Origin of the sequence: Gordonia sp. i37, assembly GCF_002043085.1 — a bacterium.
Classification (GTDB): domain Bacteria; phylum Actinomycetota; class Actinomycetes; order Mycobacteriales; family Mycobacteriaceae; genus Gordonia; species Gordonia polyisoprenivorans.
The window spans coordinates 1-16140 of the sequence record NZ_MVPX01000213.1; the positions used below are offsets into that span (position 1 = coordinate 1).

At 68.2% G+C, this 16140-nt stretch carries 18 protein-coding genes and 1 riboswitch; of the genes, 16 read left to right on the top strand and 2 right to left on the bottom strand.

The window, feature by feature from the left end; genetic code table 11:
* The coding region (locus B1964_RS09715; protein ID WP_139765689.1) for a M24 family metallopeptidase at window positions 1-493 on the top strand (493 nt) is incomplete at its 5' end.
* A gap of 63 nt (window positions 494-556) precedes the next feature.
* On the opposite strand, the gene B1964_RS09720 is transcribed toward B1964_RS09715, so the two are convergent.
* A complete protein-coding gene (locus B1964_RS09720; protein WP_079929618.1) occupies window positions 557-1030 on the bottom strand; it encodes a hypothetical protein in 474 nt (157 codons plus the stop codon).
* A gap of 104 nt (window positions 1031-1134) precedes the next feature.
* Here B1964_RS09720 and rpe point away from each other — a divergent pair, with 104 nt between their 5' ends.
* Together rpe and ribD are read left to right on the top strand one after the other, a co-directional pair.
* Complete coding sequence (gene rpe, locus B1964_RS09725) at window positions 1135-1812, top strand: ribulose-phosphate 3-epimerase (RefSeq protein ID WP_193361617.1); 678 nt, start codon at window positions 1135-1137, stop codon at window positions 1810-1812.
* A gap of 5 nt (window positions 1813-1817) precedes the next feature.
* Entirely contained in the window at window positions 1818-2849 is a 1032-nt protein-coding gene (ribD, locus tag B1964_RS09730) for a bifunctional diaminohydroxyphosphoribosylaminopyrimidine deaminase/5-amino-6-(5-phosphoribosylamino)uracil reductase RibD (protein WP_079929619.1), read from the top strand.
* Here ribD and B1964_RS09735 read toward each other — a convergent pair.
* On the bottom strand, window positions 2838-3113 hold the full coding sequence (locus B1964_RS09735) for a lipopolysaccharide assembly protein LapA domain-containing protein (RefSeq protein ID WP_079929620.1): 276 nt from the start codon (window positions 3111-3113) through the stop codon (window positions 2838-2840). The two genes, ribD and B1964_RS09735, sit on opposite strands and share 12 nt — an antisense overlap.
* A 163-nt stretch (window positions 3114-3276) precedes the next feature.
* Window positions 3277-3431, top strand: a riboswitch (FMN riboswitch).
* Between the two features lie 51 nt (window positions 3432-3482).
* Here B1964_RS09735 and B1964_RS09740 point away from each other — a divergent pair.
* From B1964_RS09740 to secG, 13 genes are all read left to right on the top strand, one after another.
* Window positions 3483-4178, top strand: coding sequence for a riboflavin synthase (locus B1964_RS09740; RefSeq protein WP_079929621.1), 696 nt, complete (start codon window positions 3483-3485; stop codon window positions 4176-4178).
* Entirely contained in the window at window positions 4178-5527 is a 1350-nt protein-coding gene (locus tag B1964_RS09745; RefSeq protein WP_006370282.1) for a bifunctional 3,4-dihydroxy-2-butanone-4-phosphate synthase/GTP cyclohydrolase II, read from the top strand. Before B1964_RS09740 ends, B1964_RS09745 begins: the two co-directional genes overlap by 1 nt.
* A gap of 47 nt (window positions 5528-5574) precedes the next feature.
* Entirely contained in the window at window positions 5575-6090 is a 516-nt protein-coding gene (gene ribH, locus B1964_RS09750) for a 6,7-dimethyl-8-ribityllumazine synthase (RefSeq protein WP_079929622.1), read from the top strand.
* Window positions 6087-6572, top strand: a complete 486-nt coding sequence (locus tag B1964_RS09755) for a PH domain-containing protein (protein WP_079929623.1) — start codon at window positions 6087-6089, stop codon at window positions 6570-6572. The genes ribH and B1964_RS09755 overlap by 4 nt, the downstream gene beginning before the upstream one ends.
* Before the next feature lie 14 nt (window positions 6573-6586).
* A complete protein-coding gene (locus B1964_RS09760; RefSeq protein ID WP_079929624.1) occupies window positions 6587-7462 on the top strand; it encodes an SAM-dependent methyltransferase in 876 nt (291 codons plus the stop codon).
* Window positions 7463-7472: 10 nt separating this feature from the next.
* Window positions 7473-9503: an excinuclease ABC subunit UvrC gene (uvrC, locus tag B1964_RS09765; RefSeq protein ID WP_079929625.1), complete on the top strand. Its 2031-nt coding sequence runs from the start codon at window positions 7473-7475 to the stop codon at window positions 9501-9503.
* A gap of 20 nt (window positions 9504-9523) precedes the next feature.
* Window positions 9524-10465, top strand: coding sequence for an RNase adapter RapZ (gene rapZ, locus B1964_RS09770; RefSeq protein WP_079929628.1), 942 nt, complete (start codon window positions 9524-9526; stop codon window positions 10463-10465).
* Complete coding sequence (gene yvcK, locus B1964_RS09775) at window positions 10462-11466, top strand: uridine diphosphate-N-acetylglucosamine-binding protein YvcK (protein WP_006370291.1); 1005 nt, start codon at window positions 10462-10464, stop codon at window positions 11464-11466. The genes rapZ and yvcK overlap by 4 nt, the downstream gene beginning before the upstream one ends.
* A gap of 121 nt (window positions 11467-11587) precedes the next feature.
* Window positions 11588-12565: a DNA-binding protein WhiA gene (gene whiA / locus B1964_RS09780; protein WP_170320206.1), complete on the top strand. Its 978-nt coding sequence runs from the start codon at window positions 11588-11590 to the stop codon at window positions 12563-12565.
* Between the two features lie 183 nt (window positions 12566-12748).
* Complete coding sequence (gene gap / locus B1964_RS09785; protein ID WP_079929626.1) at window positions 12749-13765, top strand: type I glyceraldehyde-3-phosphate dehydrogenase; 1017 nt, start codon at window positions 12749-12751, stop codon at window positions 13763-13765.
* 45 nt (window positions 13766-13810) lie between these two features.
* Entirely contained in the window at window positions 13811-15022 is a 1212-nt protein-coding gene (locus B1964_RS09790; protein WP_014359940.1) for a phosphoglycerate kinase, read from the top strand.
* The gene (gene tpiA / locus B1964_RS09795) at window positions 15019-15810 is read left to right on the top strand and encodes a triose-phosphate isomerase (protein WP_006370295.1); all 792 of its coding nucleotides are present in this window, start codon (window positions 15019-15021) and stop codon (window positions 15808-15810) included. Before B1964_RS09790 ends, tpiA begins: the two co-directional genes overlap by 4 nt.
* A gap of 123 nt (window positions 15811-15933) precedes the next feature.
* Window positions 15934-16140: preprotein translocase subunit SecG (gene secG / locus B1964_RS09800; protein ID WP_079929627.1), on the top strand; the 207-nt coding region annotated here is incomplete at its 3' end.

The window sequence follows — 16140 nt, forward strand, 5'->3', positions numbered from 1 at the left end:
GGCCGACGGGGATGTGCTGACCATGGATCTCGCGGTGTCGATCGACGGATGGGTCGCCGATGCGGCGGTGACCACCCAGGTCGGCACCGTCGACGACGAGGTGAGCGCCCTGATCGATTCGACGCGTCGTGCACTGGCCGCGGGAATCGAGAAGGCGGTGCCACAGGGCCGTCTCGGCGACATCTCCGCCGCGATCGGTGCGGTCGCCCACGCCGACGGCTACCGCGTCAACACCGACTTCGGCGGACACGGACTCGGGCGGACCATGCACGAGGACCCACACATCCCGAACACGGGGCGCGCCGGACGCGGCATCCGCCTCAGGTCGGGGATGGTGCTCGCCCTCGAGCCGTGGTGGGGCCTGGGTACCGACGAACTCGTGGTCGACCCCGACGGGTGGACCCTGCGTCTGGCCGACGGACGCGTCGGCGCCCACACCGAGCACACCGTGGCGATCACCGACGAAGGACCGCGCATCCTCACGGGGGTATGACCGATCCGGGGTATGGCCGATCCGGGGGTATGGCCGATCCGGGGGGCATGACCCGTCCGGCAATTACCGATCCGGCACCAGGGTGCCCTGGTGATACAGCGCCACCCAGTGCCCACCGTCTTCCTGCCCACCGTCTTCCTGCCCACCGTCTTCCTGCACACCGTCGTACCGCCAGATCGTTGCCCGGCGCGACACCCTCTCACCCTGGTGCAGCGTATAGGTGACCAGCTGGGTGGCTGGGGCGATGCTGCGCACCACGAAATCCTCGACGCGCCAGTTCTCTTCGAGGTCGGTCGCGGCTGTGGTGCTGGTATGACGCCGGGCGAGCACCGACCACACGTATTCGCGGTCGTAGCGGCTGCCCGAGGCGCCGACCTCCGAGAAGTCCACATCGGTCATCCGGTCGAATTCGGCGCGGGAGAAGCCGCGCTCCCATCGGTGAAAGATCGGTTCACACCGCCACAGGGCCTCGGCGACCCCACCGGTGTCCTCGCCCGGGACCCCGCCGGTGTCGTTGTTCGAGACCTCGTCGTCCATGGTGTCGAGTGTCGCACCGGCGGCGATCGGTGGGCGCCAAACCCGACTTCGTCGGTGCCGCCCGGCCGCGTATGTTGTCTGCCATGAGTTCCCCGATTGCCCCGATGATCGCCCCGTCGATCCTCTCGGCCGACTTCGCCAACCTCGCCGCCGAGGCCGACGCGGTCTCCGGACCGGGACCCTCGCGCGCCGACTGGTTGCACGTGGACGTGATGGACGCCCACTTCGTCCCCAACCTCACCCTCGGGCTGCCGGTCGTGGAGAGCCTGCTCAAGGCCACCGACATCCCACTCGACTGCCACCTGATGATCGACGACCCCGGTCGCTGGGCCCCGCCGTACGCCGAGGCGGGCGCCTACAACGTCACCTTCCACGCCGAGGCGACCGACGACCCGGTCGCCGTGGCCAAGGACATCCGGGCCGCAGGCGGAAAAGCCGGTCTCGCCCTCAAACCGGGCACCGCGCTCGAGCCGTACCTGGCGATCCTGCGGGACTTCGACACCCTGCTCGTGATGAGCGTCGAACCGGGTTTCGGCGGCCAGAAGTTCATGCCGGAGGTGCTCGACAAGGTGCGCGAGATCCGCACGATCGTCGACGCCGGCGAGTTGCGGCTGCTCGTGGAGATCGACGGGGGCATCCACGACGGGACGATCGCCGAGGCCGCCGAGGCCGGCGTCGACTGCTTCGTCGCCGGGTCCGCGGTCTACGGTCCCGCCGACGCCGGTGCCGCCGTCGCGGCGTTGCGTGAGAAGGCAACGGCCGCACGGGTACACGCTCACTGACAACCATGATCCCCGACGAGGCGGTGCTGGCCGCCGCGATGCGTGAGGCCGTCGCCGAATCGCGAGCGGCACTCGGTGGGGTGTCGCCGAATCCTGCGGTCGGCGCCGTCTTGCTGGCGCCGGACGGTACCGAGATCGCACGCGGTCACACCCAGCCGCCGGGCGGTGCGCACGCCGAGATCGAGGCGTTGCGCCGCGCCGGGGATGCGGCGCGCGGCGCGACCGCGGTGGTCACCCTCGAGCCGTGCAATCACACCGGGCGCACCGGTCCGTGCGCCCAGGCATTGATCGAGGCGGGTGTGGCCCGGGTGGTCTACGCCGTCGGCGACCCGAATCCGACCGCGGCGGGTGGTGCGGATCGGTTGCGTGCGGCGGGGATCGAGGTGATCGCGGGCGTCGGTGCCCTCGACGCACGGTCGGGGCCGTTGCGCGGCTGGCTGTTTCGCCAACGGTTCGGACGCCCACTGGTCACCGCGAAGGTCGCGTCCACCCTCGACGGCCGGATCGCCGCGCCGGACGGCACGAGTCAGTGGATCACCGGGCCGCAGGCACGCGCCCGGGCCCATCGGCAGCGCGCCGAACTCGACGCGATCATCGTCGGCACCGGGACCGTCGTCGCCGACGACCCCGCACTGACCGCCCGGTTGCCCGACGGCACGCCGCATGCCCACCAACCCATCCGGGTTGCCATGGGGGAGCGCGACATTCCCGACGGCGCCCGGATTCGTGACACCATGGTGGGTGGGTTCCGGCATGTCCGCACCCACGATCCGGTCGAGGTGCTCGCGGCGCTGGACGACACGACGTGGGTGCTGGTGGAGGGTGGCCCGGGGATCATCGGGGCGTTCCTCGACGCCGACCTGGTCGACGAGGTCGACAGCTATGTGGCGCCGACGATCCTGGGTGCCGGGCCGTCGGCGGTCGAACGGGCCGCGACGATCACGCTCGCCGACGCAACCGAACTACATCTGGCCGGCGTCGAACAACTCGGTTCCGACGTCCTGATCCGGAGTGTGTCCGACCGGTTACTGCCGTGAGCGCTTGCGCGCGCCGTTGTGCCCCAGGATCCAACCCGCGAGCAGGCCACCGAGCGTGACGATGGTGAGGATCAGCCACTGCCATGAGCTGATGGAGAACATCAGGAACCGCACCTGCACATGCTGGGTGTTCTGGGCGATGAAGATGATCGCGACGATCACCAGGATCAGCGGGAGCCAAAAGCGTTTCAGGAGTCCGAGGACCATCTCGCCAGGTGTTCGAGCAGCGGGTCCGGTGGATGTCCGCGTCGACTTGTCGGCCATGCTGGCGTCGCCTTTCGCCGTGTACCGCGTCCGAGAACCCAGACCCGGGTGTGGTGAATCTTAGCGCAGTGGCGGTCGTTCCTGTGCGACAGTTGAACCCGCCTCACCGCGTAAGTGGACCGCCGTACTGGTTGGGTCCGCGACCTCGTGCTAGCGTCGATACGTACGTTCTCGGGGCGGGGTGAAACTCCCCACCGGCGGTGATGGTGTCGCACAGGCGACACCGAGCCCGCGAGCGCCCGTCCACCCGGACGGGGACAGCAGATTCCGGTGTGAATCCGGAGCCGACGGTCATAGTCCGGATGCGAGAGAACAAGACGGCCCTACGCCGTCCTGTCTGCTCCGAGCGAGCTCGACAGGAGGTAGAAGGTGTTCACAGGCATCGTCGAGGAGCTGGGCACCATCGTCGGGCGAGATGATCTCGCCGACGCGGCCCGACTCACCATTCGTGGCCCTCGGGTCACCTCCGACGCCGGCTTCGGCGATTCGATCGCGGTCAACGGTGTGTGTCTGACGGTCGTCGAATTCGACGACCAGCAGTTCACGGTGGATGTGATGGCCGAAACCCTCCGTCGCAGTTCGCTTGACCGTCTCGGACCGGGCAGCTCGGTCAATCTCGAACGCGCCATGCGCGCCGACGGCCGGTTCGGCGGTCACATCGTGCAGGGACATGTGGACGGCACCGGGACCGTTGTGGCGATCACCCCCTCCCAGAATTGGACGGTCGTACGCATCGGCGTCGATCCGCACCTGAGCCGCTATCTCGTGGAGAAGGGCTCGATCACCGTTGACGGTGTCTCGCTGACCGTCTCGGCGATCGGCGCCGGGAGCGAAGCGAGCGGGCCGGGGGCGATCGGCGCCGGGAGCGAAGCGAGCGACGGCGACTGGTTTGAGATCTCGTTGATCCCCACCACTTTGCAGGAGACCACTCTGGGGTCGGCGTCGGTCGGCGCGGTGGTCAATCTCGAGGTCGACGTCCTCGCCAAATACGTCGAACGACTCCAGGCGACCCGCGCCGAGTCGATCCGAACCCAGAACACAGCCGGCACGGCAGAGGTGAAGTGATGAGCGAGACCGTCAGCGACGAGACCGTGAGTGAATCGGCAAGTGCAGCAGTGCATCTGGATACCGTCGAACGTGCGATCGCCGACATCGCGGCAGGCAGGGCCGTCGTGGTGGTCGACGATGAGGATCGCGAGAACGAGGGTGATCTGATCTTCGCCGCGGAGAAGGCCACCCCTGAGCTCGTGGCGTTCATGGTGCGTTACACCTCGGGGTATCTGTGTGTGCCGCTGGCCGGTGACGACTGTGATCGGCTGGGACTCCCGCCGATGTATTCGATGAACCAGGACAAGCACGGCACCGCCTACACCGTCACCGTCGACGCCCGAGAGGGCATCGGCACCGGGATCAGCGCCTCGGATCGGGCGACGACGATGCGGTTGCTGGCCGATCCGGCGAGCACCGCGGGTGATTTCACCCGTCCGGGCCATGTGGTCCCGTTGCGTGCCAAGGAGGGCGGGGTGTTGCGCCGGCCGGGGCACACCGAGGCGGCCGTGGATCTCGCGCGGCTGGCCGGTCTCGCGCCGGCTGGGGTGATCTGTGAGGTGGTGTCGCAGAAGGACGTCGGGTCGATGGCCCAGACCGACGAGCTGCGGATCTTCGCCGACGAGCACGATCTCGCGTTGATCTCGATCGCCGACCTGATCGCGTGGCGACGCCGTCACGAGAAGCATGTGGTCCGGGTCGCCGATGCCCGCATCCCCACCCGGCACGGGGATTTCCGCGCCGTCGGATACACCAGCATCCACGACGACGTCGAGCATGTGGCACTGGTGATGGGTGATCTCGCCGGAGCCGACGGCAGCGGCAGTGATGTGCTGGTGCGGGTGCATTCCGAATGCCTCACCGGCGACGTCTTCGGTTCACTGCGCTGTGATTGCGGTCCGCAGCTCGATGCCGCGATGGAGATGGTGGCCGCCGAGGGGCGCGGTGTGGTGCTCTACATGCGCGGTCATGAGGGGCGCGGCATCGGTCTGCTGCACAAGTTGCAGGCCTACCAGTTGCAGGATGCGGGCTCGGACACCGTCGATGCGAATCTGCAGCTCGGTCTGCCCGCCGATTCCCGCGACTACGGTCTGGGCGCCCAGATCCTCGTCGACCTCGGGGTCACCTCGATGCGTCTGCTCACCAACAATCCGGCCAAGCGGGTGGGACTCGACGGGTACGGGTTGCATATCGTGGAGCGCGTGCCGATGCCGGTGCGGGCGAACAAGGAGAATCTGCGGTATCTGCGGACCAAGCGTGACCGGATGGGTCACGATCTCGACGGTCTGGAGAACTGGGACGGTCCGGACAACTGGGATCCGCACGGCACACTGGATTCGGCGGCCGGAGACGGCGGACCGTCATGAGCCGCGGACTCGTATGAGCTGCGGACCTGTACGAGCGGAGGACCTGTATGAGCGGACACGGTGAACCCACCCTCGAGTTGGGGGATGCGGGCAAGCTGCGCCTGGCGATCGTCTCGTCGCAATGGCACGCGACGATCTGTCGGGCGTTGCTCGACGGTGCGGTGCGCGCCGCAGCCGAGCACGGCGTCGACGATCCGACGATCGTGCGGGTGGCCGGTGCCATCGAGCTGCCGGTGATCGTGCAGGCCCTGGCGCGTACCCATGACGCCGTCGTCGCGCTGGGTGTGGTCATCAAGGGGGAGACCCCGCACTTCGACTACGTCTGTGACGCGGTGACCGCGGGCCTGACCCGGGTGTCGCTGGACGAGTCGACCCCGGTGGGCAACGGGGTGCTCACCACGTTCACCGAGGAGCAGGCTCTGGATCGGGCCGGTTTACCGGAATCCAAGGAGGACAAGGGCGCTCAGGCCACGACGGCGGCGCTGGCCTCGGCCCTGACCCTGCGCGCGCTGAGTCGCGGCGAGGCCTATCCCGGGTCGGTGACGACGGCCGCGGCATCGTGAACGAGGCACGACCGGAGCCCGCGGTGACCGATGCGTCGACGTCCGAGTGGGACATGGAGTACCGGTCGCGGCGCCTGCGGCTGATCGGCATCGTTGCCGCGGCGGTGGTGGTGGTCATCCACGTGACCTTCGGTCTACTGCTGACCATCTCCAACACCGGTCCGGACAACATCGGCTGGTCCGATCAGGCCGCGCTCATCTGCATCGGTCTGGTCGAGGCGTGCGCCATCATGTTGCTCGCCCGACCCCGCCTGCGGGTCGGCTCTCGTGGGGTGTCGGTGCGCAATCTGGCCACCGAGCGGCTCTTCGAGTGGGACCAGGTACGCGGACTCACCTACCCGGACAAGGGTTTCGGCGGCCAGCTCGAGCTCCCCGCCGACGAGCACGTGCCGGTGCTGGCGATCCAGGCCGGTGACGGCGCCCGCGCGATCGAGGCGATGGAACGCTACCGGGAGATCGAGCAGCTCTACCGTGGCGGCTGAGTCGGGGACACGCGATGATCGATCTCGACGCCGTGGGGCAGACCGCACTCGGGGTGGCCTATGTGCGCGCCTACGAATCGCTGCGACGTGATGCGCTGTTCGCCGACCCGTTGGCCGTTGCGTTGTTCGATTCCGCTCTCACCGATCCCGACGGCACCCTGCGGCCGATGCCGCCGGTCACCGATGCCGCGGGTCGCGAACGTCGCGGCATGTACCACTGGATCGTCGCCCGCACCCTGTTCCTCGACGAGCTGTTCCGATCGGCCGCACGCGACGGGATCGAGCAGTTCGTCATCCTCGGCTCCGGACTCGACGCCCGGGCCTTTCGGCTGGAGCTGGGACCGGCGGCGGTGGTCTACGAGCTGGACCGCCCGCCCGTGGTCGAGGTCAAGGAAGCTCTCGTCGCCGAGCACGAGCTGGTCGCCACCACCGGCCGCCGGGTCGTGCAGGCCGATCTGATCTCCGACTGGTTGCCGCCCCTGCTCGAGGCCGGCCTGCACACCGATGAGCCGACGTGCTGGCTCGCCGAAGGACTCCTGGTCTATCTGGAACCCGACGTCGCGCGGCGGGTGATCGACACCATCGGGCAGGCCAGCGCATCCGGATCACAGGTCGGGGTCACCGTCCGCTCCACGCGCCGCACACGCACCGATGGCCCCTTCGCGCAGGTGGCCGCGCTGTGGCACGAGGACCCGGGCATCGTCGGGCGTTTCACCGACACCGGGTGGACCTGTGAGCTCACCGACACCGTCTCGGTACTCGCCGCGGCGGGCCGAGCCGTCGATGCCGAGCTCGTGGGCCCGGGCACCGCCGACGACGGTTCGGCGGGGCCGTCGGCGAGTCTGCTCGCCGGCCGGTTCGAATCCCGATCCGTCGGCCGCGCCGACTAGCCTGGAACACGTGGCCGACCCGAGCACCTACCGTCCCGCGCCCGGGACGATCCCCACCGATCCGGGGGTCTACAAATTCCGTGATTCCCACGGCCGCGTCATCTATGTGGGCAAGGCCAAGAACCTTCGCTCACGGCTGACGTCGTACTTCGCCGACATCTCCTCGCTGCATCCGCGCACCCGCCAGATGGTGACCACCGCGGCGTCGGTGGAGTGGACGGTCGTCGGCACCGAGGTCGAGGCGCTGCAGCTGGAATACAACTGGATCAAGGAGTTCGATCCCCGGTTCAACGTCCGTTATCGCGACGACAAGAGTTACCCGATGCTGGCGGTCACGCTCAACGAAGAGTATCCGCGGCTGTTCGTCTATCGTGGGCCGCGGCGTCGTGGCGTGCGCTACTTCGGTCCGTATTCGCACGCGTGGGCCATCCGCGAGACCGTCGACCTGCTGACCCGGGTGTTCCCGGCCCGCACCTGCTCGGCCGGGGTGTTCAAGCGGCACGGGCAAATCGACCGGCCGTGTCTGCTCGGCTACATCGACAAGTGTTCGGCGCCGTGTATCGGTCGGGTCAGCGCCATCGAACACCGCGAGATCGTCAATGATTTCTGCGACTTCCTGGCCGGCCGCACCGACCAGATGATCAAGCGCCTCGAGCGTGAGATGGCCTCGGCCGCAGAAGCACTCGACTTCGAACGGGCGGCGCGTCTGCGCGACGACGTGGGGGCGATGCGGCGCGCGTTGGAGAAGCAGGCAGTGGTACTCGGCGACGGCACCGACGCCGACGTCATCGCCATGGTCGGCGATGAACTCGAGGTGTCGGTGCAGATCTTTCACGTCCGGGACGGTCGGGTGCGCGGTGAGCGCGGGTGGGTCGTGGAGAAATCCGATGACGACGACATCGGCGAGCAGGTCGGGCAGTTCCTCACGCAGTTCTATGGCGCCCAGGCCGATCTCGACGCGACCGTCGAGGTCGGCGAGGACCGCGAGCGCGGTGAGTCGGTGCCGCGTGAGGTCCTCGTCCCCGCGCTTCCCGCCGAGCACGAGGAGCTGACCGAGTTCCTCTCCGATCTACGTGGCAGCCGTGTCAGTCTGCGGGTGCCGCAACGCGGCGACAAGAAGGCGTTGTTCGAGACGGTCGCGCGCAACGCGGGAGAAGCGTTGACGCAGCACAAGTTACGCCGTGCCGGTGATCTGACGACGCGGTCGGCGGCTCTGACCGAGTTGCAGGAGGGCCTCGGACTCGACCAGGCCCCGCTGCGGATCGAGTGCGTCGACATCTCGCATGTGCAGGGCACCGATGTGGTGGCCTCGCTCGTCGTCTTCGAGGACGGCTTGCCCCGCAAGTCCGATTATCGGCACTATTCGATCCGCGAGGCCGCCGGCGATGGCCGCTCCGACGACGTCGGCTCGATCGCCGAGGGGACCCGCCGACGATTCCTGCGCCATCGCGCCGATCAGGCCGACGGTGTCGCCGCGCAGGTGGCGGCGCAGGTGGCCCCCGATCCCGATTCCAAGAAGGCGCGTCGATTCGCCTACCCGCCGAACCTGTTCGTCGTCGACGGTGGCGCGCCGCAGGTGCACGCCGCGGCGACCGTACTCGACGAGCTCGGCGTCACCGACGTCGCCGTGATCGGGTTGGCCAAGCGACTCGAGGAGATCTGGGTGCCCGGTGACGACGAACCGGTGATCCTGCCCCGCTCCAGTGAGGCGCTGTTCCTGCTGCAGCGGGTGCGCGACGAGGCGCACCGTTTCGCGATCACCTTCCACCGCAGCAAACGCAGCAAACGCATGACGGAGTCGGTACTCGACGGCGTCCCCGGGCTCGGACGCTCCCGGCGCACCGCGCTGGTCACCCACTTCGGCTCCGTCGCCAAACTGCGGGAGGCCACCGTCGACGACATCGCCGCGGTGCCCGGCATCGGCCCGGGGACCGCCCGGGTGGTGCACGAGGCGCTTGCCGGCGACACGCCACAGGCCACCGGCGATTCGGCGGCCGGACCGGCCGAGACCACACACGATGTGACGGTGGGATGGACATGAGCACGAGCGGAGGCACGGACATGACCGACAGCGATCCCGCGCACGGGGCACCGGGAGGAGACGCCTCCGGTGCGACCACCGACGGACTCGTCGTCCTGTTCGTCGCCGGCATGTCCGGCGCCGGTCGCTCCACGGTCGCCAACGTGCTCGAGGACGACGGCTGGTATGTCGCCGACAACGTGCCGCCCGCACTGATCTCGACGATGGTCGACCTCGTCGCCGACAGCGATCCGCCGATCCTGCGGCTGGCCATGGTGTTACGCGCGTCCGACGAGAACCTCGGCGAGCAGTTGCGCACGCTGCGTGCACAACTCGCGGCCACCGGCACCCAGACGCGACTGCTGTTTCTCGACGCCAGCGATCAGGTGCTGGTCCGTCGCTTCGAGCAGGTCCGCCGCCGCCATCCGCTGCAGGGTAGCGAGACCCTGGTCGAGGGGATCGCGCGGGAGCGGGTGATCCTCGCGCCCCTCAAGGATTCCGCCGACCTCGTGGTGGAGACCTCGACGCTGACCGTCGCCAAACTGCGTGAGGTGGTGGAGGATTCGTATCCGCACGACGCGAGTTCCCGGCTCAGCGTCGCCGTGCAGTCCTTCGGATTCAAGTACGGATTGCCGATCGACTCCGACCTCGTCGCCGATGTCCGCTTCCTGCCCAATCCGTATTGGGTGGCCGATCTGAGGGAACTCAACGGTCGCGACGCGCCGGTGCGGGAGTACGTCCTCGGACAGGACGACGCCAGTCGCTTCGTCGATCTCTACACCGAACTGATCGGTGTCGTGGGCAAGGGTTATCTCCGAGAAGGCAAGCGCTACATGACCGTCAGCATCGGATGCACCGGCGGCAAGCACCGTAGTGTCGCGATCTCCGAGGAGTTGGCGCGTCGCCTGCGGGTCGCCGCGGACGACGCGGGTGCCGCGCGCTACGACGTGCGGGCCATGCACCGTGATCTGGGGCGCGAATGAGTGCATTGCGGATCGCCGCGCTCGGCGGCGGACACGGCCTGTATGCGACGCTGACGGCGATGCGCTATCTGAGCCCCCACGTGACCGCCATCGTGACCGTCGCCGACGACGGTGGGTCGTCGGGCCGGTTGCGTTCCGAACTCGGGGTGATCCCACCCGGCGATCTGCGAATGGCGATGGCGGCGTTGATGTGCGCGCCGGCAGCCCTCGACGGTCTGGCCGGGCGTCGGGACCCGGACGCCGACCGGCGGCACCACGAGTTGTGGGCGGAGACCCTGCAGCATCGTTTCGGTGGTTACGGTGCGCTCGCCGGTCATCCGGTGGGCAACCTGCTGCTGGCCGGGCTGACCGAGGTCCTCGGCGATCCGGTGGCGGCCCTCGACGAGATGATGCGTGTGTTCGACGTCGATGGTCGGGTGCTGCCGATGTCGTCGGTACCGCTGGAGATCGAGGCCGACGTCTCCGGACTGGAATCCGATCCTCGTATCTCCCGGGTCATCCGCGGTCAGGTGGCTGTGGCGACCACCCCCGGCAAGGTGCGTCGGGTGCGACTCCTGCCCGCGGAGCCGCCGGTGTGCGAGCCGGTGATCACCGCCGTCGACGAGGCCGATCTCGTGGTCCTCGGTCCGGGCTCGTGGTTCTCCAGTGTGATCCCGCACGTCCTGGTGCCGGACTTACTGGAGGCGTTGCAGCGCAGCACTTCTCGCAAGGTGTTGATCGTGAACCTGGCGCCGGAGCCGGGGGAGACCCCGGGGTTCTCGGTGGAACGACATCTGCATGTGCTGCACGCCCACGCCGACACGTTCACGATCGATCATGTGGTCGTCGACGAGTCGTCGGTGCCCGCCGGGCGGGAGCGCGAGCACCTCGAGAGGGCCGCCGGGATGTTCGGCGCGAGCCTGGAGATCGGTGATCTCGCCATTCCCGGCCGCCACGTCCACGACCCGGCGAAAGTGGCCGGCCTGATCAAGCAACTGTGTTCGCGTGAACCGACCCGTTAGGCTGGCCCAACGTGGTTGAGCGCGGGCAGGGGAGGCCAGGGCGCGCCCTGGGGAGTACAGGCATGGGGTCCGCGGATGACAGGAGGACCCGGCGATGACAGGAGGACAGGGACCGGTGGCGATGACCGCGGCGGTGAAGGACGAATTGAGTCGGCTCGCCGTGACGCAGGTGAGTCCGCGCAAGGCCGAGGTGTCGGCGCTTCTGCGGTTCGCGGGAGGCCTGCACATCGTGGCCGGGCGCGTGATCGTCGAGGCCGAGGTCGACATGGGCAATGTGGCGCGACGGCTGCGCCGGGAGATCCACGACCTGTACGGATACACCTCCGAGGTCCACGTCCTGCGAGGCGGCGGACTACGCAAGTCGGCGCGCTACATCGTGCGGGTCACCGCCGACGGTGAGGGCCTTGCCCGACAGACCGGGCTGCTCGATCTGCGCGGCCGACCGGTCCGGGGTCTGCCCGCGCAGGTTGTCGGCGGCAGTATCGCCGACGCCGAGGCCGCCTGGCGCGGCGCGTTCCTGGCGCACGGGTCGCTGACCGAGCCCGGCCGGTCTTCGGCGCTGGAGGTCAGCTGTCCCGGTCCGGAGTCGGCCCTGGCACTGGTCGGGGCGGCCCGGCGGCTCGGGGTGTCGGCGAAGGCCCGCGAGGTGCGCGGCGCCGACCGTGTCGTCATCCGCGACGGTGAGGCGATCGGCGCGCTGTTGACGCGGATGGGCGCACACGACACGCGCCTGGTCTGGGAGGAACGCCGGATGCGTCGGGAGGTGCGGGCGACGGCCAACCGGCTCGCCAACTTCGATGACGCGAACCTGCGCCGCTCGGCGCGCGCCGCGGTCGCGGCCGCCGCCCGGGTGGAGCGCGCACTGGAGATCCTCGGCGACGAGGTCCCCGACCACCTCGCCGCGGCCGGGCATCTGCGCATCACCCACCGGCAGGCCTCGCTGGAGGAACTCGGCCAGCTCGCCGATCCGCCGATGACCAAGGACGCCGTCGCCGGCCGGATCCGCCGGCTGCTGTCGACCGCGGACAAGAAGGCGCACGCCGAGGGCATCCCCGACACCGAGTCGGCGGTCACCTCGGATCTGCTCGACGAGGCGTGACCCACCGTTGTCGACCCGATCGTTCGGGCGGCGGTACGGGTGTGCCAGTGCACCCGTCGCGCTGCCCACGATCAGGCGTCCTACTAGGCTGGACCCGACGCCGGTTGGCCATGAGCCGATCGGCCACCAGGAGCGGTGCGGGCAGATGACCCCGTGCCGAGACAACCGCTAAGGAGCACACCAGTGACTGTTCGGGTAGGCGTCAACGGATTCGGCCGGATCGGCCGCAACTTCTTCCGCGCCGTCGAAGCACAAAAAGCATTGGGCACCACCGACATCGAGATCGTCGCCGTCAACGATCTGACCGACAACGCCACCCTGGCACACCTGCTGAAGTTCGATTCGATCCTGGGCCGCCTGCCGCAGGAGGTTTCCCTCGACGGCGATTTCATCGTCGTCGGCGACCAGCGCATCAAGGCCCTCGAGGTCAAGGAAGGCCCGGCGGCGCTGCCGTGGGGCGACCTCGGTGTCGACGTCGTCGTCGAATCCACCGGTATCTTCACCGCCGCGGAGAAGGCCAAGGGCCACCTCGACGCCGGCGCCAAGAAGGTCATCATCTCCGCACCGGCCTCCGGTGAGGACATCACCATCGTCATGGGTGTCAACGACGACAAGTACGACGGCAGCCAGAACATCATCTCCAACGCGTCGTGCACCACCAACTGCCTCGGCCCGTTCGCGAAGGTGCTCAACGACGAATTCGGCATCGTCTCGGGTCTGATGACCACCGTGCACGCCTACACCCAGGACCAGAACCTGCAGGACGGCCCGCACAAGGATCTGCGTCGCGCCCGCGCCGCGGCCATCAACGTGGTGCCCACCTCGACCGGCGCGGCCAAGGCCATCGGTCTGGTCCTCCCCGAACTCAAGGGCAAGCTCGACGGATACGCGCTGCGCGTGCCGATCCCGACCGGCTCGGTCACCGACCTCACCGCAATCCTGGAGAATTCCGCGACCGCCGACGAGATCAACGCCGCGATGAAGGCCGCCGCCGAGGGTCCGCTCAAGGGCATCCTCAAGTACTACGACGCGCCGATCGTCTCCAGCGACATCGTCACCGACCCGCACAGCTCGCTGTTCGACGCCGGGCTGACCAAGGTCATCGGCAACCAGGTCAAGGCCGTCTCCTGGTACGACAACGAGTGGGGTTACTCCAACCGCCTCGTCGACCTGTCCGGCCTGGTCGGCAAGTCTCTCTGACCGACCGGTCGCTGACGAACCCAACCGTTACGGAGCAATGCTGCAATGGGTGTACCCACTCTGAAAGACCTTCTCGACGAAGGCGTTTCGGGTCGCGGTGTGTTGGTTCGATCGGATTTCAACGTCCCGCTCGACGGGTCGACGATCACCGATCCGGGCCGAATCCTCGCCTCCCTGCCGACGCTGAACGCGCTCATCGACGCCGGCGCCAAGGTGATCATCACCGCGCATCTGGGCCGCCCCAAGGGTGAGCCGGATCCGAAATACTCATTGGCGCCGGTCGCCGAGCGTCTCGGCCAGGAACTGGGCCGCAACGTCCAACTCGCCGGTGATGTCGTCGGCTCCGACGCGCTCGCGCGCGCCGAGGGACTCACCGACGGTGATGTCCTGCTGCTGGAGAACGTGCGGTTCGATCCGCGCGAGACGTCCAAGGACGAGTCCGAGCGAGAGTCGCTGGCCAAGGCCTTCGTCGAACTCGTCGGTCCCGACGGCGCCTTCGTCTCCGACGGTTTCGGGGTGGTGCACCGCAAGCAGGCCTCGGTGTACGACGTCGCCAAGCTCCTCCCGCACTACGCCGGTGAGCTCGTGGCGGCCGAGGTCAAGGTGCTCTCGGCACTCACCGAGGACCCGGAACGGCCGTACGCCGTGGTGCTGGGTGGTTCCAAGGTGTCCGACAAGCTCGGCGTGATCGAGGCGCTGGCACCGAAGGTCGACACGCTGGTCATCGGCGGCGGTATGGCGTTCACGTTCCTGGCCGCCCAAGGCCATGGCGTGGGCACCTCGCTGCTGCAGGAAGACCAGATCGAGGTCTGCAAGGATCTGCTGGAGCGATTCGGTGATGTCATCCGGCTGCCCGCCGATGTGGTGGTGGCCGACAAGTTCGCCGCCGACGCGCAGTCGCAGACGGTCTCGGCCGACGCCATCCCCGACGGATGGATGGGTCTGGACATCGGGCCGGAGTCGGTGCAGCGTTTCGCCGCGCTGCTCTCGGGTGCCAAGACGATCTTCTGGAACGGGCCGTCGGGCGTGTTCGAATTCGAGAAGTTCTCCGCGGGCACCAAGGGTGTCGCCGAGGCGATCGCCGGCGCTACCAAGGCCGGTGCGTTCACCGTGGTCGGCGGGGGCGACTCCGCAGCCGCGGTGCGCACGCTGGGGTTGCCGGACGACGACTTCTCGCACATCTCGACCGGTGGCGGTGCGTCGCTGGAATACCTGGAGGGCAAGGAATTGCCGGGACTGAAGGTGCTGGAATCATGAGCGGATCCCGTAAGCCGCTCATCGCGGGCAACTGGAAGATGAACCTCAATCACCTCGAGGCCATCGCGCTGGTGCAGAAGATCGCGTTTGCGCTGCCCGCCAAGTACTTCGAGAAGGTCGACGTGACGGTGATCCCGCCGTTCACCGACATCCGCTCGGTGCAGACGGTCGTCGACGGCGACAAATTGCTGCTGACCTACGGTGCCCAGGATCTGTCGGCCCACGATTCGGGTGCCTATACCGGCGAGATCAGCGGGGCATTCCTCGCCAAGCTCGGGTGCACCTTCGTCGTCGTCGGGCATTCGGAGCGCCGCACCATGCACGCCGAGACCGACGAGGTGGTGCTTGCCAAGACCAAGGCGGCGCTCAAGCACGGCCTGACGCCGATCGTCTGCATCGGTGAGGGACTCGACATCCGGGAGTCCGGCGAGCACGTCGCCTACAACGTCGCGCAGCTGAAGGGTTCGCTGGCGGGCCTCTCGGCCGAGGACATCGCGAAGGTCGTCATCGCCTACGAGCCCGTGTGGGCCATCGGTACCGGTCGGGTGGCCAGTGCCGCCGACGCGCAGGAGGTCTGCGCGGCGGTGCGTACCACGCTCGCCGAGATCGCCGATGCGTCGACAGCCGCCTCGGTGCGGGTGCTCTACGGCGGGTCGGTGAACGCCAAGAACGTCGGTGACATCGTCGGCCAGACCGATGTCGACGGGGCTCTCGTCGGCGGCGCGTCCTTGAAGGCCGACGAGTTCTCCACGTTGTCGGCGATCGCCGCGGGCGGCCCCCTGCCCTGAGCGCTCGCTCAAACGCGTACACTGGTCGAGCCGGTCGCATTCCTCGTGAGGTGACCGGCTCGACCATGTCGTCGGCCCCTGGCCGGACGCGACTCGATTCCAACCGACAAGGATCTGCCTGACGTGCTCGAAACAGTTCTGGACATCGGCCTGATCATCACCAGTGTGCTGCTGGTGATCCTGGTTCTGCTGCACCGGGGTAAGGGCGGTGGCCTGTCGTCGCTCTTCGGTGGCGGTGTGCAATCGAGTCTGTCCGGCTCGAGCGTCGTCGAGCGCAACCTCGACCGGTTGACGATCTTTGTCGGATTGGTGTGGTTCATCTTCATCATC